Source organism: Halostagnicola sp. A-GB9-2 (assembly GCF_030068615.1).
GTDB lineage: Archaea > Halobacteriota > Halobacteria > Halobacteriales > Natrialbaceae > Halostagnicola.
This window is the reverse complement of sequence record NZ_JASJOC010000013.1, coordinates 1-21,147: the sequence shown is the minus strand read 5'-3', so window position 1 is coordinate 21,147 and position 21,147 is coordinate 1. Positions and strand designations below refer to the sequence as shown.

General features: G+C 53.3%; 14 protein-coding genes and 3 pseudogenes. 11 read left to right on the top strand and 6 right to left on the bottom strand.

Translation table 11 applies throughout. The annotated features are described in order from the left end of the window. Window positions 1–17: 17 nt before the first annotated feature. The 5 genes from QNM96_RS19845 to QNM96_RS19825 all read left to right on the top strand — a co-directional run bounded on the left by QNM96_RS19845 (window position 18) and on the right by QNM96_RS19825 (window position 5,364). Complete coding sequence (locus QNM96_RS19845) at window positions 18–971, top strand: ABC transporter permease (RefSeq protein WP_283838599.1); 954 nt, start codon at window positions 18–20, stop codon at window positions 969–971. Beyond that, on the top strand, window positions 958–1,869 hold the full coding sequence (locus tag QNM96_RS19840; RefSeq protein ID WP_283838544.1) for an ABC transporter permease: 912 nt from the start codon (window positions 958–960) through the stop codon (window positions 1,867–1,869). The genes QNM96_RS19845 and QNM96_RS19840 overlap by 14 nt, the downstream gene beginning before the upstream one ends. Next, a complete protein-coding gene (locus tag QNM96_RS19835) occupies window positions 1,866–2,882 on the top strand; it encodes an ABC transporter ATP-binding protein (protein ID WP_283838543.1) in 1,017 nt (338 codons plus the stop codon). Before QNM96_RS19840 ends, QNM96_RS19835 begins: the two co-directional genes overlap by 4 nt. A 6-nt stretch (window positions 2,883–2,888) precedes the next feature. Then, window positions 2,889–3,857 carry an oligopeptide/dipeptide ABC transporter ATP-binding protein gene (locus QNM96_RS19830; RefSeq protein WP_283838542.1) on the top strand — a complete coding sequence of 323 codons (969 nt, stop codon included), beginning with the start codon at window positions 2,889–2,891 and terminating at the stop codon, window positions 3,855–3,857. Window positions 3,858–4,242: 385 nt separating this feature from the next. Then, window positions 4,243–5,364, top strand: a complete 1,122-nt coding sequence (locus QNM96_RS19825) for a serine hydrolase (protein WP_283838541.1) — start codon at window positions 4,243–4,245, stop codon at window positions 5,362–5,364. A 162-nt stretch (window positions 5,365–5,526) separates the two neighbouring features. Here QNM96_RS19825 and QNM96_RS19820 read toward each other — a convergent pair. Together QNM96_RS19820 and QNM96_RS19815 are read right to left on the bottom strand one after the other, a co-directional pair. Then, window positions 5,527–5,849: pseudogene (locus QNM96_RS19820) on the bottom strand (DDE-type integrase/transposase/recombinase); the annotation flags it as partial. A 183-nt stretch (window positions 5,850–6,032) separates the two neighbouring features. Further along, the gene (locus tag QNM96_RS19815; RefSeq protein WP_283838540.1) at window positions 6,033–7,190 is read right to left on the bottom strand and encodes an ISH3 family transposase; all 1,158 of its coding nucleotides are present in this window, start codon (window positions 7,188–7,190) and stop codon (window positions 6,033–6,035) included. Between the two features lie 75 nt (window positions 7,191–7,265). Here QNM96_RS19815 and QNM96_RS19810 point away from each other — a divergent pair, with 75 nt between their 5' ends. From QNM96_RS19810 to QNM96_RS19800, 3 genes are all read left to right on the top strand, one after another. Continuing rightward, complete coding sequence (locus QNM96_RS19810) at window positions 7,266–8,138, top strand: ATP-binding protein (protein ID WP_345782550.1); 873 nt, start codon at window positions 7,266–7,268, stop codon at window positions 8,136–8,138. 887 nt (window positions 8,139–9,025) lie between these two features. Further along, window positions 9,026–9,622 (top strand): hypothetical protein, encoded by a 597-nt coding sequence (locus QNM96_RS19805; RefSeq protein WP_283838539.1) that lies wholly within the window; start codon window positions 9,026–9,028, stop codon window positions 9,620–9,622. A 53-nt stretch (window positions 9,623–9,675) separates the two neighbouring features. Beyond that, a complete protein-coding gene (locus tag QNM96_RS19800) occupies window positions 9,676–10,314 on the top strand; it encodes a hypothetical protein (protein ID WP_283838538.1) in 639 nt (212 codons plus the stop codon). Window positions 10,315–10,504: 190 nt separating this feature from the next. Here the strand turns inward: QNM96_RS19800 and QNM96_RS19795 are convergent. The 3 genes and pseudogenes from QNM96_RS19795 to QNM96_RS19785 form a co-directional block, all read right to left on the bottom strand. Beyond that, window positions 10,505–10,637: pseudogene (locus QNM96_RS19795) on the bottom strand (RNA-guided endonuclease TnpB family protein); the annotation flags it as partial. A 127-nt stretch (window positions 10,638–10,764) separates the two neighbouring features. Beyond that, entirely contained in the window at window positions 10,765–11,853 is a 1,089-nt protein-coding gene (locus tag QNM96_RS19790) for a hypothetical protein (RefSeq protein WP_283838537.1), read from the bottom strand. 156 nt (window positions 11,854–12,009) lie between these two features. Then, window positions 12,010–14,448, bottom strand: coding sequence for a hypothetical protein (locus QNM96_RS19785; RefSeq protein WP_283838536.1), 2,439 nt, complete (start codon window positions 14,446–14,448; stop codon window positions 12,010–12,012). 245 nt (window positions 14,449–14,693) lie between these two features. On the opposite strand from QNM96_RS19785, the gene QNM96_RS19780 reads away from it, so the two are divergent. Both QNM96_RS19780 and QNM96_RS19775 read left to right on the top strand, forming a co-directional pair. Further along, complete coding sequence (locus QNM96_RS19780) at window positions 14,694–15,950, top strand: transposase (RefSeq protein WP_283838535.1); 1,257 nt, start codon at window positions 14,694–14,696, stop codon at window positions 15,948–15,950. Window positions 15,951–16,431: 481 nt separating this feature from the next. Further along, window positions 16,432–17,736 (top strand): hypothetical protein, encoded by a 1,305-nt coding sequence (locus tag QNM96_RS19775; RefSeq protein WP_283838534.1) that lies wholly within the window; start codon window positions 16,432–16,434, stop codon window positions 17,734–17,736. 706 nt (window positions 17,737–18,442) lie between these two features. Here the strand turns inward: QNM96_RS19775 and QNM96_RS19770 are convergent. After that, on the bottom strand, window positions 18,443–19,723 hold the full coding sequence (locus QNM96_RS19770) for a transposase (protein WP_283838533.1): 1,281 nt from the start codon (window positions 19,721–19,723) through the stop codon (window positions 18,443–18,445). Between the two features lie 853 nt (window positions 19,724–20,576). Here QNM96_RS19770 and QNM96_RS19765 point away from each other — a divergent pair. Then, window positions 20,577–21,147: pseudogene (locus QNM96_RS19765) on the top strand (hypothetical protein); the annotation flags it as partial.

The following is a 21,147-nucleotide window of genomic DNA, read 5'->3' as shown; positions in this document are numbered from 1 at the left end:
ACATACAAATCATACTAATGGGATTTCGAAGATACGTTCTCAAACGTGTTCTGCAGGCCATTCCGACGATTATCGCGGTCGTTACGATCGCGTTTTTCATGATTCGGTTCATTCCAGGCGACCCAGTCGAGATCATGATGGGATACACGTCGGATCAACAGGTAATCGAGAGCCTCCAACAGAGATATGGTCTGGATCAGCCACTGTGGCGTCAATACTTAGAGTTCATGTACGGCTATCTGACGTTCGATTTCGGGACGTCGGTCCGAACTGGAAGGGCCGTTGAGAGCATGATCATGGCCCGCCTGCCACACACGATTCTCCTTGCGACTGGTGGTATGATCATCGCCCTCTTGATCGGTATTCCGGCAGGAATCATCGCTGCAGTGAACCGCGACGAGATGACCGACGACGGTGTCATGGTCGGTGCGCTTCTGGGCGTTTCGACGCCGGATTTCTGGATTGGACTCATCCTCATCCTTGTCTTTGCGGGCAGCTTGGGGATTTTTCCGGCCACCGGTGCTGGGAGTCTCAATGATCCGGTCGAGTTGTTACACCACCTCGTATTGCCGGCCATAACTCTGGGCACGTTCACGGCTTCCCTCATCGCAAGGTTGACGCGATCGAGCATGATTGGTGTCCTTGAGAAAGACTATGTCCAGGCGGCGCGAGCACGCGGAATCGGCGAGCGAACAGTTATTTACAAACACGCGTTCAGGAACGCTTCGGTTCCCGTCATCACTGTCGTCGGCCTGTATTTCGGGAACGCGATCGCCGGAACGATCGTGATTGAGGAGGTGTTCGCCAGACCTGGAGTCGGTCGCCTCTTACTCGACTCTATCTTTGGGAGGGATTACCCGGTCGTCCAAGGAACTGTTGTCGTCATTGCGGTGATGTACATCACTGTCAACCTCATCACGGACCTCGTTTATACGAAGGCCGACCCCAAGATCACTTATGAAGACACGTAACACGTTTTACGATGTCGTAGACAAGCGATTCCTGCTTGGATTGTACCGTCGCATCAACAGCGTTGTCAAGGATGTTATGCGGACACGGAAGGGACGGTTCGGATTGGTGACGATCGTCCTCGTGACTGCAATTGCGATTCTTGCACCAGTGTTAGCACCATACGATCCGGCAAGTCAGAACCTCACCGCTAGACTCACATCGCCCAACACGACGTATCTCCTCGGGACGGACAGTTACGGCCGAGACATCCTCTCGAGGATCATCTATGGGTTCCGAATTTCCCTGCTCATCGGCGTCGTCTCTGTGGGCGTCGGCGTCGCAATCGGGACGATTATGGGGACAGTCAGCGGATATTACGGTGGCTGGGTCGACGAAATCATTGGAAGACTAATCGATATCATGCTGGCGTTCCCGTTCCTTCTGTTGGCTCTGATCATCGTGGCAGTGCTCGGGCCATCGATCACCAATATGATGATTGCAGTCGGTATTTCTGCGGCGCCCCAGTTTGCCCGACTAGCTAGGGGTGACGCGCTCACGGCGAGCGAAAAGGAGTTCGTGACGGCCGCCGACAGCATTGGCCGTTCCCATTTCAGTATCATAGTTGAACATATTATCCCCAATATCTTCACTTCTGTTGTCGTGATGGCGACACTGTACATGGGGCGAGCCATTATCATCTCCGCGGCGCTCTCGTTTCTTGGATTGGGTGTTCAACCACCAACACCGAGTCTCGGGCTCATTCTCGCCGACGGTCGGGACTTCATCGCCCTAGCCCCATGGATTACGATTGCACCGGGACTTGCGATTGTCCTTGTCGTCCTAGGGTTTAATTTACTCGGCGACGCACTTAATGATGCATTGGATCCAGAATTACAGACAGGGGACAAACTACAATGAGTCTATTGGAAATCACCGACCTTGAGACAACCTTCGATACTCAGGCGGGAGAAATCGTCGCTACCGACGGAATCTCGTTTGAGCTGGAAGAAGGCGAGACGCTAGGAATCGTAGGGGAAAGCGGGAGCGGAAAAAGTGTTACTGCACTTTCGATCATGGGGTTGATTAGGAACCCTGGGCAGGTGAAAAACGGATCGGTCCGTTTCAGAGATAAGGATCTCCACTCGCTCAGTGACCGTGAGCTGCGAAAGCTGCTCGGACGAGATATCTCCATGGTCTTCCAAGAGGCGTCGTCTGCACTTAACCCAGCGTACACTATTGGCCATCAGATCGAAGAAACTCTTGAGGTCAACGACTACAAGGGAGATCCACGCGAACGGGCGGTCGACTTACTTGAGCAGGTTGGGATCCCATCACCAGAGGAAAATCTAGATAAATACCCGCATCAGTACTCTGGCGGCATGGCCCAGCGAGCGATGATCGCGATCGCCATCTCCCGCGAACCACAACTCCTAATCGCGGACGAGCCGACGACTGCTCTCGATGTAACCATTCAGGCCCAGATTCTGGAACTGTTCAACGATATCCAGGAGGAGATGAACATGAGTATGATCTTCATCTCACACGATATGGGAATTATTTGGGAGGTGTGTGATCGCGTCGCGGTTATGTACAAAGGGAAGATTGTCGAAATCGCAGAAACGGAACAAATATTCAAAGATCCTAAGCATCCCTATACTCGTGGGCTGTTGCAGTGCCTACCTCAGGTCAGCGAACAGCTTGAACCGATCAAAGGAACTGTCCCCTCTGGTGCCACCTTACCGGGAGGGTGTACTTTCCATCCTCGCTGTGAGTACGCGACTGACGCTTGTGTTGAGGGGTTCCCGGAGTCGGCTAGGGTAGGAGAGAATCATAGAGCCTCCTGTTACCTCTATACAGACCACGATGAGAGCGGGGAGGCCCCCTCTGGGAAACTTCCACAGAATCAGAACGAGAAACCAATCAACTACTAAGCACATATGTCATCAACACTACTAGAGGTCGAAAACCTGTCGAAGCACTTCGAAAGTGGCGGCGGCTTTCTTCGGGGTTCGACTAAGACACATGCAGTGAATGATGTCTCCCTGGACGTTCAAGAGGGAGAAGTCGTCGGCGTCGTAGGCGAGAGCGGCTGTGGCAAAAGCACCCTCGGAAAGTCCATCCTTCGTCTGCATGAACCGTCATCTGGACGAGTTACTTTCGACTCGAAAGACATCACGAATCTCGATCCGAAGGGCCTCCGAGACGTCCGGAAGGATATGCAAATGATCTTTCAAGATTCCGCACTATCGCTTAACCCTCGTCTCAAAGTCTCACGGATCATTGATGAACCATTACGGGAGCACAGCACAATGTCCCGGGAGGAGCGCCGACACAAGGTTAGTGAACTCCTCGAAGAGATCGGACTAAAACCCGAACACTCCGAACGATACCCACACGAATTCAGCGGGGGTCAGCGTCAGCGGATTGGGATCGCCCGAGCGCTGACATTGAATCCCCGTCTGCTTATCGCCGATGAACCGATGAGCGGTGTCGATGTTTCAGTACAGGCTCAGTTAATCAAACTATTCAACGAACTGCAAGACGAGTACAACCTTACGTACCTAATCATCACACACGATATGAATGTCGTCCGATACATGACCGATCGGGTCGTCGTCATGTATTTGGGAGAGATTGTCGAGAGGGGGCCTACAGAAGAAGTGTTCCGGGATCCGAAACATCCGTACACGAAGGCCCTATTGTCGGCGATTCCGACCCCCGGAAAAGAGAGCGGCGACCGGATTTTACTTGACGGCGCGGTGCCGGATCCGGAAGATCCGCCCCAAGGGTGCTCGTTCCACACAAGATGTCCTGAGAAGATCGGAGACATCTGTGAACAGCAAGACCCTGCCCAGTTCGATGTCAACGGTCAGCATGCCAAATGCCACCTTTACGATGAACCTTGACAACTCGACTGCAGAGGAAGACGGCGTCCGTGAACTTGATTGGCACGACAGGATTGCCATAGTTGCTGCACTCATGCAGACAATTCTGTTACCGGCACTTGTCGTGATTGTGCTCTTCCTCGTTTTCTTTCTTGTCCTGGTATCCGTCGGATAAGCGTGCGTACGACCGCAAGACGTAGATGTCCAGTGGAACCATGTTTTCGTTAGCGTTTCCAGTCAGTATGTTCAATAAGGGTGACTCACCAGTAGTAACAGAAACCTGCGTATAGTAGGATTTCACCCCAGTTTTGCTCGTACAGAACTCATATAGCCGTAGAGTATTTATTATCGAGAATTATGCGAATATATACCACAGACATATTTACAAGGAGGCGAATAATTTGCTATGGCAGAATACTACCCACCACAACAGAAGTGGGAACGAAGAGAACCAATTGAGGAAGATATGGATCCAGAGTTAATTCATGATGCAGTAGACTTTGCGAAAAACAATGAGACTGATTCCCTCAACCGAGATTTCTCTGATTACGGAAAACAACGTGAAGATGAAGGTGATTATAAAGCAATGTCCGGTCCCCTTCCTCGAGAACGAGGGGGTCCATCAGGCGTTATCATTCGAAACGGCCATATTGTGGCTGAATGGGGGGATTTGGAACGTGTTGACCTAACATTTAGTGTTACGAAAAGCTTTCTTTCAACGGTAGGTGGTGTGGCATATGATCAGGATCTACTAGGGAGTGTAGATGATAAAGTCAAAGAATATGTCCGCGATGGAGGTTTCGACTATTCTCATAATCACGAAATTGAGTGGGAAAATTTATTCCAGCAAACTAGTGAATGGGAAGGTGCTTTATTTGGCAGACCTGATCGTGTTGATAGACGAGAAGGAAGGGACCGCGAGCTACAATCTCCAGGGACTTTCTGGGAATACAATGATGTGCGCGTGAATAGGCTGTCGTTATCATTGCTACGTCTTTTACAAAAACCCCTCCCTCTCGTACTAAAGGAGGAGATTATGGATCCTATTGGGGCTAGTAACTCGTGGCAATGGCATGGATATGATAATTCTGATGTTTTAATAGATAGTTTAACTTCTAATCAGAAGGTCAAGTCTGTCTCAGGAGGGGGGCACTGGGGAGGTGGTCTATGGATTAACACTTTAGACCTAGCAAGAGTCGGCCAATTATATTTAACTAGGGGAATATGGAGAAACAAACAATTGATTTCTGAAGAATGGATCGACAAAGCCATATCACCTTGCGACATCAAACCGGAATACGGCTATCTATGGTGGCTTAACACAGATCAGCTCCTATGGCCAGATGTTCCTGAGACGAGCTTTGCTGCCCTCGGCTTTGGTAAGAATGTCATTTGGGTAGACCCAGAACATAATATTGTCACTGTTTTAAGATGGTTTGATGATGCGAGTACGAGTAGCAAAAGTGATAGTATGGTGTTGCCAAATATGAACAAACTATTTAGAAAAATAACATCTTCCTGTAATTAGCTATATTATTTCAGATAATTGCCAACATATGCCACTGTTAGCCGGTAGAGTGGGATCGATATCCTCTCAATAGCCTTGGTATGGTGTTTTGCTTTGTCAAGATCCTCTCAACGGCACTGTCTAGTTTAGTACCTTGTCAGCTGGCGTTCGTCCATCGAGCGATTAATGCGGTCTCTGATGGTTGTAGTAATGTACAAACTGTTCAATCCATCTGCGTGTGCTCGCCCGACTGTCCACCCACGAGTTATGGAAACGGTCAACTCGCATTTTGAGCGTGTGAAACCATTTTCGATGAGGTTTCGGTCGGTATAGTCAACCCGATCGTCCAAACCTAATCGAGCAAGGGCAGTCCGGTAGCTAAACTGATCGACGAGAAATATCGCCTCGGAGAGATCGTGTTTTTCGCGGAGTCCATGCAGGAACGCAGCTGCCGGATCGGTGCCGTGGCGTCCGAATAACTGGACGTCGAGAATTAACTTAGTATCAGTACCTCACAAATCACCCTCAGCTAACTGGCGCTGAAGCGTGATTTGCCGATGAATCAGAGCTGAATCTGTCCTTCGTAGATCTACCCGACGACAAGAGACGAGAGACTGTCGCAGTCGGCGGCTGATCGCCGCCGACTCGACAGCGTTGCCACTGGTCGGTAGGGCGTCCTCGGTCACCGGCTACCGGTGGAAGCGATCATCCGGTGGCCGATTCGAGGGGACGGCCCTCGCGGTGCGTCGGGCCGTCCACGCTGCACGAGTCACCATGTCGACGAACTCTTCGAAGGGCCACCACCAGAGGCGACGCCCGCCACGGCGGGGTGTCGCCACGTATTCCCAGTGCAAGTACCGCCAGACGTTCTGAAGTAGCAGGCTGAGTACGACGAACAACAGCCGTCTCGCGGGATCTTGCGTCGTGGTCGAGATGATTGTTGACTCGGAGAGGCGGTAGCTCGCTTCGATCCCGAAGCGTTTGCTGTAGTGGGATCGGGCCTGTCGAGGTTCATTGACGAACGGCGCGCCGACGGCGTAGCCGTGACGCGCCACCCCGTGCTCACCGTATCGACCGTTCTTGTAGGTACAGTCGATCATCACTGGAAACTCGACGGTCCACTCGTTCTCGCCGTAGGACGTCGTGAGATCGTGAGTGATCTCACGACTCCAACCGGTGCTGAGTTCGTTCTTGATCTTGCTGCCCCACTTGATCACCGGAACGATGTACGCGAAATTGTGTGCCTGGAGCAACGTGAGACACTTGCCGTCGTAGAAGCCGCTGTCGAGATAGACCGCTTTGACGTCGAAATCGAAGTTGTTGAGCAGTCCAAGGAACTCAGCGAGGACGTCGCCGTCGGTGAGACGGCGCACCGCCAAGGTGTATCGTTTGTTGTTCACGCGGGCGTAGAGTGTGGCGTAAGCATGGAACGCAGTTGTTCCTGCTTTGGCCTCGCTGTAGTAGAGGCCGTCAGTCTCGTCTTCGTCACCGTAGTAGGGCCGCAGGTGGAGGTCCGCAACGACCTCCACCTGCTGAGGGAGCGTTTCGAGGACATCCTGCTGGAGAAGCGTATTGCCGGTTGATTCGACAGTTTCGAGGTTGAACTTGGTGCGCAGGTGATAGAGAATGTCGTTGCCAGAGGGTGCGTCTTCACTCTTCTCGCAGAGTGAAGAGATCGAGGTCTCGTCGGCGGTCGCGCCGACGAGGACCTCGAAAATGTCCTCTGGGTCGATTTCAGCGTTCTCACCGAGGTCAAGCGTAAATGCGCCGGTAAGAACGTTGACGAGAAAGTTAAGGAGTTGGTCCTCGTGGATTTCACTGTCTGCTTGCTGCTGTTTGCTAGACACATTTACAGCAAGCAGACGTTCTAACTAAGCGACTTTGTGAAGTACTGAGGCTGGTGTCTTGGTGGAATTGGACTGATGTTTGGCATCCTTACGTTCTACCACCTACAACCCGCGGACACTCTCAATAACCCAGACAGAAGTATTCTCATTCTATCAGCGCTCAGCAGCGTTGCCGGTTTTGGAGTCGGTACGCGTGATGCACGAGCCAAAACACGAGCGCTCGAACTCAACCAACGGAATCAGGAGCTACAGGAACTCCGAGCGCAACTCGAGGAGTCCAACGAGCGACTCGAGCAGTTCGCCTACGCAGCCTCGCACGACTTACAGGAGCCGCTACGAATGATCACGAGTTATCTCAATCTCCTTGACCGTCGGTATACGGACGATCTCGACGATGATGCTGAGGAGTTTATCGAGTTCGCCGTCGACGGCGCTGAACGGATGAAAGAGATGATCGATGCATTACTCGAGTATTCGCGCATCGAGACACAGGGCGAGCCATTCGAACAGGTCGATCTCGAGGAGATTGTCCGTGATGTACAGAAGAACCTAGAAGTGCAAATTTCTGAAACGGGTGCTACCATCGATGTCGATTCGTTACCCGAGGTCATCGCCGACGAGCGACAGTTGCGCCAAGTCTTCCAAAATACCGTGAGCAACGCAATCGAATATAGTGAGGATGAGCCGCCACAGGTTCACATCTCGGCCGATCGAGATGGCATGAAGTGGATCGTCTCAGTTCGAGATGAGGGGATTGGAATCCCGCGTAAGAACCAAGCGGATATCTTCGATGTATTCCAGCGACTCCACACGCAGGAAGAACACGCTGGAACCGGGATCGGTCTTGCCATCTGTCAACGAATCATCGAGCGCCACGGCGGAGACATTTGGGTCGAATCCGAACCTGGAGAGGGGGCGACTTTTTTCTTCACACTCCAATCGAAGTGAGATCGTCAGTATCGGTCTCTACTGACTTTCGAGCATCGCTCGTTTCGCCTTCTGAATCCTCTTGACCTTCTCAATGTCAGGATCACTCCCTTCGGGGTGGACGTCCGCTGACTTCCCCCTCGCAACAGCTTTGACGACATCCTCGGAAGCATTGGGGGGATCTCGAGTACCTCGTGTGGTTTCTCCGTGTTCGCCGATCAAGGACAGCGGTCCGGCGATCGCCGCCTCGACAAGCGAGTTGTCTCACTCCCCTTTCACAATTCTGTTTCCCTCGAGGAGACTGTTTGTGAACTGGATAGCGATTGCGCTGGCTCGCGGTTCCCTGCCGTCTCGAGCGTGGGTGCTCCGGACAGACTGGTATCTCACGAACAGGTATTTCGAGTGAAAAGGCCAGAGTATGGCCTTCAGTGCAGGAATCGCCAGGTGGGATGTGGACGATGTTCGGGGGAACACGTCCAGTGGTACCTGGTACACGATGGTGTTTCAGGGCTGCCTATGCCAACCACCGGTCGGCATCGAACGGTGAGTCGTCACGGGAAGCCCATCAGGGACCCTCGGGGGAGAGGTTCCCTTCAGCTCACAGTGTTGGGAACGGCGGTGGAGCGGACTAGTTCCAGTGAGTGAAACTCAGATACCATCTCCCCCGCCGCACGTTGTCCTTGCAAAGACAACTATATCAAACTTGTTGCTAGCTTGATGTCCTAATTCGTGTTAGGAGGGTCTCAAATCTGTATATGAGCGATAAAATGCTGGATTTGATTAAAACAAGGTGGCAACTTGGTATTTCAGGCGTTCCAATACGCTGCTCTGGCGCCTCAATACGATGATTCAGGTGCTTCCATACCGATAAATAATCCTACAATATAAAGGGGTCGTCGTATCTACTGATGATTGAGATGAAACTAACACGACGGAACACCCTAATTGGATTCGGAGCAATCGCAGGAGGAATTGGAGTTGTTGGAGCGTCCGGTGCATTCGATACTGTTCAAGCCGACCGCAATTTTGATGTCGAAGTCGCTGACGACGCCGCTGCCCTCCTCGAGTTACAGCCTGGTGACGGTGACAGTGCTAACGAATATGTAGATGACGAGGATGGACTGATCGCGATCAATATCGGTACGGAAGACGAGGGGGAGGATAATGATGCTGGGCTTAACGATGATGCATTAACTGGATTTCACGATCTGCTCAAAGTCGGTAATAATGGCTCACAGGACGCTGAGATTTGGTTCGATACGGGTGAAAAGGATGGGATTGGGTTCATCGTTGGTGATGACGATATTACCGATAGGGACTCAACCGAGACCGACCCGGATACCACATTGATTGAAGTAGGTGACGATCCTGTCAATATAACACTTGAAGTTGATACGCGCGAGGAAGCCGATAACGAGTACGGCGGTCCATACGAATATGAGGGGAGCCCAGAGGATGTTCCAGTCATCAGTATTCACGCGAGTACCGACGGCGGTGACGAGTAACGAACGAGACCGGTTTTGATGGACAAATAAATTTGATGCGTCGTCGAAGTATAATGCTTGGTCTGGGACTGTTAACGGTTGGAAGTAGCGGTTTTATTGCAAGCGGTGCATTCGGAAGCGATCCGACCAATGACAGTGAGGGAAACTGGACACAAGTATCCGATATTGAGGCAACGGATGACTCGAGCGAAGTTGCAGTTGAGGCTGTCACTGACCTCACCGGTGGTCGCCTTGAGGACCTTCATCTGGAGGGGGTTGAAATCGTTGCTTCGACTGCCATCGAGGGGGATGAAAATGGGTTACTGCATAGTATTGCTCTCGAGTCGATAAACCGCGAGGCAGTAACGACGTTCGCACAAACTAAGCAAGAGGAAGCGGTGTTTTTGATCGCGAACGTCGGGGGTGTCGGGCAGGAAAACTTAAGCGGTGTTCCGGTCGAAATTCGGGTTCGGGCGTATGATCAAACTGACCCAACCGAACAAAATCGTGTCTCCTTCAGCGATGGCTTCCAGTTCCCCTACTCGGTTGCTGGGCAGAGCCAGAGTGGAGACGATTTGCTACAAGAAATCGTTCGCCTCGACCCAGAGGAGGTGCTTTGTGTCGGTATCAGAATTGATTCGACTCGGACCAGAAATATCGACGAAATAGAATCTTTTGGTATGTCAGTACGGAATCCAGAAGAGGCGCAGTGACTTCCTCTCCCCTACTCGCTCACAGCTGACGTCGTTTGCTCCTTGAGGGTAGCGTGAGACTGAGAGTAATCTGCATATCTTTTGCGTGCTCGAGTGAGTGAGCACCCTCGAGGATCCGGCTTCGAACCCGAGTCCCATACTAAAACCCCTCCTCAACAAGCGAACACGTCAGGGTGAGCGAAGCGGGGTGGGGTCGGTCACTTTCGACGCCACACGATGGCACTCTTTAATCGTTCTGATAGGTCAATGGCGACGAAGTGCGTGCTTTCGCGCTCGCACTTGTACTCGAGTAGCCGCCACGTTGCTCCGGCACGATTGTGGCTCTCCGACGGAGTTCCATTAGCTGAATCCGAGGCGAATACACCCCAACTGATGATGTCATTAAATATCGAATCGAATGACTCTATCAGGGCTCTGTAACGCGATTTCGAGGACAATGAGGAAGCTAGTTCATTTTGTCTCGTAGGAAATGTATGCGACGTTCACTCTCATATCAGTCCAGGCAACGTGGGGATCCATGTTGATTGGACTTTCCTCACTGGATGGTGTTGCTCCTGTACCGGTGATTTGATACGATGACGGTTCCGCTTCATCGCTTTGCCAAACTTTGAGCGAGTACACGCCCTCTCCATCGTGATGGCATTTTGCATGGTACCATTCACCTTCTTCCCAGTCTACGTCGATGTTCCCACCGCTATTGTCCAAGAGTTCTCCGGAAAGATTTGGGGAAAGTTGTCCTTCAGTCGCGCCCAGTCCACGATCATGGAATCCCAGATTAACAGTAAGCTGGTCATCGCCACACAAGTTATATCTCCAATACATCCGGTCACCCAGTTCATCGGGGACTTTAAACAGAGTCTCGAATGCCCACGCTGCATCCCACCGGAACTCCTTCTCAGAAGCGATGCTTAACCCTCCATCGGAGTAGGAAGACAAAGCGTGACTCCCGCCATCCGGAGTTGATTCATCGACAACTTCGATGTAGCCCGTATCGTAGTGCTCGGTTCCTTCCCATAGTGGGTCGGTGAAGTTGCCATTTTCCCAGTCATCGGAGAACGATATGTCGATCAGCTCGTCCGTTTCAAACTGCTTGGATTCCCCTTTGTCGGTTTCATCAGCCTCTTGGACAACTGCCCGAAATTCGTATTCTGTTGCGTCATCAATATCCATTAACTCAGTACTGAACTCGCTTCCAGCTTCGACCGATTCTGGGTCAGTGTCACTCCACTCTCCATCATTCTGACGCCATTCGAAGTATCCCTCAGCTGAATCGGCACCGTCTACTTCTACTACTTCTCCCGTTAGTGTCGCTTTCGTTTCGGCGATCTCTATTACATCGTTCGTTTCGACGGAGAGAGTTACCTCAATCTCAGGTTCCTCACCGTCAGTATCTTCTGAGCCGTTGTCTGATGTTCCCGACTCCTCCGGATCGTCAGTCCCATCAGTTTCTTCTGGTACAGAGTCGTTTTCAGAGCAACCTGCAAAACTTGTACTTACCCCCGCCATCATCGTCGTCGCTATAAACTTCCGTCTCTCCATTGAACAGTAATATAATTTTGCATGTATGTTATACCGTTTTCGATTCACAGGAATCTCGAATGTCACTTTCGGTGGAATTCTGATAGCGTATTAGGACCGACTAGAATCAGACCAGAATCTCGACGAGATACCGTTCTGCTTCGTCGGATGGCTAGATCAATTATGATCGATGAACTCGGCGAGCTGTTCGAGTATTGGCTCTGGACTGAATCCCATGACTGCTTCGACCATCTGTTCACCGATTACGTCACGTTCGTCGATCCAGGCGTTTCCAGCCGGTTCAACCGCTGGTGATCCGGCAATAAACTGGAACGTGTCTGCATATGGTTCGTACAGTGAGGAGTCAAAGAGACCGTCGGCTTGTATATCCTCACCAAACGGTATCTCATATCCCTGAGAGAGGATCATCTGTGCGAATTCTGGTGATCGGAACGCGCTTGCCACCTCGAGTGCTCCGCCCGTATTCTCTGTATTCGGATTCATAGCAACGTACGATCCGAAGGCTGTTGTTGCTGACCTGGCTGTACCTGTCGGCATGGGCATGATGCCGACCTCATCCGGCCCATATTCTTCGACCAGTATGCGGGCGAGACTCAGTGGGATCTGTGCGGCGACTGCTTCTTGGCCCATTAATAGTTCGTAAACCTGGTTGAACCCCATCGAAAAGATATCGTCGGAAGTACATTGTTCGATAGCGTGTGACGAGCGGTTATCCCCGGTGACGAGGTCGTGAATGACGTTCGTTGCCTCAACGGCCTGCGGATTGGCGATCGTCACAGGCCGATCGGTAATGGGTCCTGTGGCTGCGTCGGGGCTTCCATAGTATGTGCCACCGAATGCCTCCAGAACCGACGTAAAGAACCCTGGAAGCTGGGTCGGCTGACCTGGCCAGATGAATCCGAACGGGGTCCCGATCATTTCGCGGGCGAATGCGGAAATTTCGGACCACTGTTCCCAGCTCGGCGGATCCGTCATCCACGCCTCAAATACCCCATTATCATACCCCATTTCACGGAGTAGGGGCTTGTGATACGCAACGACCAGTGGCATGAATCCGTAGGGAATCGCATGATGAACTCCATCACTTGGATGCTGACTCAGGGCCTCGTACAATGGCGGCGTATTTCTGAGTGTCTCGTCGATCGAATGCTCGCCCATGGAGTCGGTCACCGTAGCCTCCATGAGCATCCCTAATTCTGTCTCATTAACGACGAAGAGATCGGGCTGTGGCTGGTCTGATTCGACTTGATTGATAAGTTCGTCGACTCGGTGTGCTGGGTCTGCAGGTCCCTCCTGTATCTGTACATCGGCTTCTCTCGGGATGCCAACGTTCTCTGCGTTGTTCTCTAGGGGCTCGAGCCACGACCGAAACCCGGTGTTGACGCGGACGTCCCCACCGGAACCAGCGGCTGGATCCGAGCCAGTTGTCCCACCGGGTAACGCACTCCGGAGTGACTCGTCACCAGTGAGTATCGGCAACCCGAGATACATGGCTCCAGCACCCCCTACGGCGACGACTCCGTATTTGAGGAAAGAGCGTCTGGAATTACCGTTTCCGGTTCCCGTTCGATCAGGCCGTGCGTTTGTCGTGTCCGTCCGTGTCGATGCGGTGTCTGTTTGTGACGATGTGGTGGCTGTCTCTGTCGGTGAATTGACTGCCGTTGTTGACTCGCTGCTTGGTGAACCAGTGGTATCTGCCTGTCTTTCGCCGGTGTTCGTGGCTGCCAAGGTCGGTGTCGTTACTGCGATGAGCGAACCAGTTGCCCGATCGGTGGATGCTGGAACAGCATTGAGCAGGTCGCGTTGGAACTGTGACAGGGCAGAGTACCGGTCTTCCGGATCAACGGCCATCGCTTTACTGATCGGCTCTACAGTCCCCTCCGGAAGTACTGTTTCGTCGATTCCGTTCTCGATTGTACTCGCTAATGCTTCCGGGTCATCGCTGTCGGCATCGTCGGCAAACGGGGTTGTCCCCGTTAGAAGGTGTGTGGCAAGCACACCAACTTGATAGATGTCGGTGCGTTTTTTCGCGTGTCCGCCGTCCTCGAGTTGTTCGGGAGCCGTGTATGGTGTTATCGGTGGCTCGTTCACAAGGCGACTCACTCCCCAGTCGTCGACGATGGCTACAGGACCATCTTGTCCGTTTCCGAAAAAAAGACAATCCGGATGGATAGCAAGGTGATGCGATGTCGATCCATACCGGCTATAAGTCTGGATAGTTTCACAGACCTCGCTAACGAGCTCGACTTTCGTCCGGTCGTCACACGCTATCGCGGTGTCGACCATCCCACCGCTTGCGAACTGTTTTCCATCGGAGGAGGCGTACTCGACAGCGACCCACGGTTCGATCTCTGTCCCCCAGTCGATAACGCCACGGACTGACTCTCGATCACTGATGCTTGCCCATTGTCTCACGAGCCCGTTGAATCGGTCGTGACTTGAATCGGGAACCTCCCCTTGTAACACTCTGATAAGAGTTGGCTCTCCATCATCAGTCCGTCCACTGTACGTCTTCCAGTGTGTGCTTGCTCCGATCTGATCAGAGATAGCACACGTCGTTTCCTGACCAGTAACCTCCTCGTTCTGCAACCCCATATCATGCCGTTTTGAGTGCAGCACAATAGTTTAATCGTGTCTCACAGTTATTGGACGGGTATGGTAGTGCTTTCATCAATTGCTTACAGTTATACGCTGAGCAGGCGCAATACCACGTCGTTTACGGCGTGGATACGCGCCGTCACTCAGTGACTCATTCCACCGACTCCGGTACGCCTGGATATTCCACGTCAAACACAGTCTTTAATATACTCTGTTGCATAACTCGTTATGCACACAGTACGATGCTGGAGACGACCCGAACCTACGTCGCCCGGATCACGAACCACAGTCAGGTTCGTGCCGATCTCGACCAGTGCGGGTTCTCCGCGTCGAAACTGTGGAACGTCGGCCGCTACTACATCGAAGAACGGTGGGATGAAGACGGTGAGATACCCGACGAAGCCGAGCTAAAGTCGGAGTTGAAAAACCACGAACGCTACAGTGACCTTCATTCTCAGTCAAGTCAGCGAGTTCTCGAAGAACTTGCTGAGGCGTTCAACGGCTGGTACAACTCTGATGACGGCAACAACCCACCAGGCTATCGGAAACGTGGCGATCGACACCCACGCTCCACTGTGACGTGGAAACAGAAAGGCATCAAACACGACGACAAGCACGACCAACTCCGCCTCTCGAAAGGCTTCAACCTGAAAGAAACACGGTCAGACTTCATACTCGCGGAGTACGAAACCCGCCCCGACGTAGAAGTCGAGAACATCCAGCAAGTGCGTGCCGTCTGGAACGGAGACGAGTGGGAACTACACCTTGTCTGCAAGAAAGAGATTCCTGTTGAGGATGCACCCGGCGACAACACGGCTGGTATCGACCTCGGTATCAGCAACTACCTCGCGATCGACTACGAAGATGGGGCGAGTGAGTTGTATCCGGGGAACGTTCTGAAAGAGGACAAGCACTACTTCACCCGCGAGGAATACCAAACCGAAGGCGAGAACGGGCCGTCGAAGCGTGCGCTGAAGGCTCGCCGGAAGCTCTCGCGACGCAAAGACCACTTCCTTCACACGCTCTCGAAACACATCGTTGAGAGATGCGTCGAAGAAGGCGTGGAGAAGATCGCGGTTGGCGACCTCAGCGACATCCGCGAAGACGAGAACGGTGCCTCGCGGAACTGGGGCCAGTCGGGGAACAAGAAACTCCACGGATGGGAGTTCGACCGATTCGCCCGTCTCCTTGAATACAAGGCCGAGGAACACGGGATCCTCGTTGATCGTGTCGATGAGGAAAATACCAGCAAAACGTGTTCGTGTTGTGGGAAGATTCGAGACAGCAACCGCGTGGAGCGTGGATTGTACGTCTGTTCGTCGTGCGAGACGACGATGAACGCAGATGTGAACGGTGCGGTGAACATCCGACGAAAGATAACTCAGAGTCCACCGACGGGAGATATGAGTAACGGCTGGTTGGCACAGCCCGGAGTCTTCCTGTTCAATCGCGGGAGCGGCCGGTTCACACCGAGAGAACAGGGAGTCTGCAAACCGTAATATCCCAACGCTTGGGATTCCTCCGCCTTCAGGCGGAGGAGGATGTCAACGTGGAATATCCAGCCAGCCACCAACAGTGGATTGTGTCGTCCAGTGACGCGATTCACGCCCACCGTAAACGGTAAAATTCTCTCGCTGTTCAAAGAGAGACACCGCAATCGAGCGAGTGAACGAACTCCGATCGCGAGACGGTTGGTCGGCCGCGACACACTCTATAATCGATAGTCGTCGGGCGACAGCGACCGTTGGTGTTGTGAACCTAACGTTTCGAGACAATTCAATAAGATTGAATAGGTTCCCGTCGCTATACTCTCTCAAGTTATTAACTCTCCAGATATGGGGCTCAAAAGGGGGCGCAAGCGGGGATCCAGGGGGTCGATTACCCGCCGGAGTCTGATTCTCGCTGCAGAGACAAGTGAGGGCGTCGGTCTTGCAGGCGCCCACGCCAGCGGTGCCTTTTCCGCATTGTGGGGCCCAACTCATGGCACGAAAACGCAAGCGTAATCGAAGCCGATCGGGGGGCGGGATCAGCCGTCGCTCTCTCCTGTTGCTCGTCGGCACTGGAGCAGTTGGCACGGCGGGTGCGTACACGACCGGCGCGTTCGACTTGCTCTCTGCGGACCGCGCGTTCGACATCGGTACCGCAGTCGACGAGAACGCGTTGCTCGAGATCGACATCGAGGAGCCCTCGGGCGGCGACGGCGACACCGTGACACTGTTTGAGGTGACGAACCGATTTGGGTCGGAACTCACTTCGATCGAGGCAGAAATCGTCGACGGCGTCGACGCCCCTGTTGACCCGAACTCACTCCGAACCCCTGCTGGACTGCCGCCGGGAGCCTCCGATGCGATCGAAGGCGACCTCTCCTGTAGCGGTGGCGTCGGAACCATGGAGGTGTCGGTCTCGGCGTCGAGCCCCGAGCAGTCTGTCGATCTCACCCGATCGGTGCAGGTAAGCTGTACGCGACCGGGTCAGGACGTGTGTGCGCCGCGCGACCCGCCCGGCTGTACGGACGAGAATTTTCCGGCGTGGGGCGGCACCGACTGCAGCGTCGTGATACACACCTCCGGTGAAGTCTCTGAGCAGATCGGCGGTGGGATCGATGTCGGCGGAGCCGTCGACATCCGAACAGACGACGAGGTCGATGTCACGCATCACGGCAGCGTCGCCGACTACTTCAGCATCGACACGGGTGCCAAAATAGAGCTCTCGATGGGTGGCGGGGCAACGATCGGCGGCCCCCTCCAGCTGTCGACAAGCGACGAGGTGATCGCCAATATCAGCGGCACTGTCGGCGGGGGGTTCTGTGCCGACGAGGCGGGCGAACTCGACGTGATCGTCGGTAGCGGTGGGACCGTCGACGGCGCGATGTCGCTTGGATCGACCGACGAGGTAACAGTCGATCTGAGCGGCGACGCGTCGGTCGGCCCCCTCTCTGTCGAGACGACCGACGAGGTCCACATCGATGTCAGTGGCGGCTCGGAAATCGACGGAAGCGTCGATGTCGACACGAGCGACGAAGTGATGTTGACGATGAGCGGCAACGAGCGGATCCGCGACGACGTGACGGTTACGACCGACGACGAGGTCAATATCGATCTGTCCGGAAGTTCGGTCATTGAGGGCAACGTGACCGTCGAGACAACTGACGAGGTGTCGATCGAACTCAAGGGGAACTCCTCGATCGAGGGCAACGTGACCGTCGAGACAACTGACGAGGTGGAAATCTCTGACTGCTCGTCGATCGGCGGCAGCGTCACGCCCGAAAGCACGTGTGACGGGTAGCGGTCGTCGACTGGGTCACCTTTCACCTTTTAGACGATTCCGAGCGCGTCCTCAACCGCGATGTCGAACTCGAACCGAAGCTCGTCGTAGCGGACGTCACCGTCGTTCACGAGGCGGATGAGTTCACTGAAGTCGGTGAACGCGTTTTTAATGAGGAGAGGATGTTACTATTCAACCTATGTTAAAACGATTGTTCGCACAACCTTGTCCGGAGCATAAATTTTTGACGCCTCAGAACGGTGATGAACCGTCTTGGTGAACTGGTAATGTTCATTCGCACAAGAAAATATCAAGCCAGCAATAAGGTTGATATGGAGGGGGCTCGAAACAATCAACTGCGAACGGGAAGCTAGGGACATCTGTTGTTGCCGACAGATCGATCATCGCCAACAGGCCTTCCCCAACGCATTTTTGAGGACCGTCAACAAGCTGATTCAGGCCTATTTGGATACTTCTTGGAGGGGAATCGCGAGGTTTTTTCAGTTGTAGATGTCCACAAACACGCCAAACCCAACGCTACGGTTGATGCTGGGAAATATGAGGGGCCCGTTGTACGGCTGATTATCACTTTGCAATTTATTTTTCGACCCTCCTATATGAGTGACTCACCTCTGCTCACGAACGGGTCGTCGAATACGCTACGAGTATTGACATCCTCCCCGCGCTGAAAGCGCGAGGATTCCCGACCGCGTTGGGATATTGTGGTTTACGACGTGACCCGCTCTTGAGGCGCGAACGCGCCAGTTTCCTTGTCAAACAGGAACGTCGATGGCTGTGCCAACCAGCCGTTACTCCTATCACCGCCATCCGTGGCGGGACTCGGAGATACTTTCTGTCGAATATTCTCAGCACCATTCACATCAGCGTTCGCTACCATCTTGCATACGTCGCACACGTACAACCCGCGTTCAACACGGTTCGCGTCCCGCGTGCGACCACAGCACGAACACGACTTCGACGTATCCCGCTCGGACACTTCTTCGACCGCGATACCCTCCATCTCGGCCTTATATTCGAGGAGGTCGGTGAATCGGTCGAACGGCCACGAGTGCAAGTCGAGGTTGCCATGCTTCCCCCAGTTCTTTGACTCACCGTTCTCCTCGTCTTCGCGGATACCGGAGAGGTCGCCTACCATGATGGTTCCAACTCCTTCATCCACACATCGTTCAACAATGTGTTTCGAGAGGGCGTGGAAGTAGTGGGTGCGGCGAGCCGACTTCTTCTGGTTCAACCGATTTGCTTGCTTGGACGTAGAGTCGTCACACCGAGCGATGCGCTTGCTGAAGTAGTAGTCGTCCTGCTTCAGACAGTTGAGTGGGTACAGGTCGGCCTGGCCGTCTTCGTAGGCGAGCGCCGCGAAGTTGTTGATACCGAGATCAACACCCACTGTCTTCTTACCGGGTGCTTCGGACACGTCGATCTCGACTTTGCAGACGAAGTGGAGTTCCCATTCCTCGCCAGTCCAGACAGCCCGCACCTGTTGGATGTTCTCCACGGTTGAGAGGTCAACGTCGGGCCGGGTCTGGTACTCACAGAGGATGAAGTCCGACCAGTATTCTTTCAGATTCGAGCCTTTTGAGAGTCGAACCCGGTTGTACTTTGTGTCGAGCTTGAAGCCAGCGGCTTTGAACGTGACTGTGGAACGCGGGTGTTCGTCACCGTGTTTGCGGTAGCCGGGCGGGTTCGCTCGCGTGTCTCCGTTGCGTCGTTTGCCGTACCAGCCGGTGAACGCCTCAGCGAGTTCTTGAAGGACTCGCTGACTTGACTGAGAATGCAGGTCATCGTAGCGTTCGTGACTCTTGAGGTACGCGGTGAGTTCGTCATGTTCTGGAATGTAGTCGATTTCGTCCCAGACACGACTGATTGTCCACCGCCCGACGTTCCAGAGTTTCGAGGCTGAGAACCCGAGCGAATCGAGGTCATCAGACACCTGTTGCTGATTCCTGATAGAAGCAGTGTAGGTGCGGGTGACGACCTGTTTCGCCATACGTAACCTATGTGGACAAACCTACTTGATGGTATGGATTGTGCCGCGTGGAATATCCTGCCGTGCCATCGAGCGGTGGACCGTGTAGTGGGTTGTCGGATTCATCCCCGCCCTGAAGGGGCGAGCCTTTCTCCTTGATTCCCCGTAACGCGATTAAGAACGCCCCCAACGAAGCCTTAGACCGCACTTACTCCCTTAAGGCCAATGTTGGTTGTTGTGGGGTGTCTCCGAGAGTGAACTACCTCGGGACAAGCCCCGAGGCTTCACCGCTTAGGCCGCCTGTCCGAAATCCGAACGTGTGGGCAGCCGAGCTTAACCCCCTCGATCTTCCCACGAAGTGGGTCGTCTGGAATTAACACTCGAATGTCCGCAGTGCATCCGTGAGAGTCAGTCGGTCTACCACGATCTGACAGTACCCGTCGCACCACGCCGTTGGCACGGGTTTTGAAAGACACTGCATTTCAAGTTGAACGACCGCTTCTTATTGAGGCCTTGTGTTGCCTAGCGTTCCAAATGGATGATTTGATTATACAGCTGTACGAGTGTAATATGTGGGCTGGTCGGGCCAATGGTTGACCAAATATGCCCAAATAAGACATTTGGCTCGTGGTAGACAGTCTCTCCTCCACCGACTACTACCGAGGTAATTCAATACCATGTCGATATTTGAATGGAACCTCACCATCATTCAAGTGGCACTTATACCGAATCTATATGGTGCAACCGACAGAGGATCGTCCAGTGGCAGGATTCTTCCCAACCGAGTGTAGCTGTGTGTAACTCTAGAGTCTGGAAGACGATAGATCCCACTTTGAATAAACATATGAATGGTGGGCACTCACATAGCATATTCATGGGTTTCACAAATGGCCGCCGAGAGTTTCTCGGTGGCGTGATTACGGTGAGTATGGGAGCTGCTGTCAGTGGGTGTCTTGATGAAGATGGCGAAGAACCAACCGACAGTGGGGAGATCCCAGAGCCAGACGAACTGCCAGCTGGCCTCACCGAGGAGGGAGTTGATATTCCAACACTCGAGGAAACTGTTTTGAGCGTCGTCACTGAGGACTCCTACCAAGCAACACTACTTAGATCAGAACTCGATGACGGCGAGCAATACGATAACCAGGGCGAGCGTGTGCATGCAGATACAGTCGATGAGCGTGGGCTGCATATCCAGGCGAATGACGAGTCACCACTTGAGGAAGAGAGCCTCCGCGAAGCCGAGCGATTGCAGACGAACTACTATAAGGAAAACAACGCATTCCGTGGCCCCGAGGATCCTTCTCATTGGGATCAGGAGTTTGACTTCCTTGCAGATAGAGTTGCAAACCGAGCTGTCGATGAGGTGTTCACGACACTCGAGGCGACTGTGTGGGAGTCCCCAGAATGGGATTTGGAATTGGGTGTATACGTAGTACAGGCAG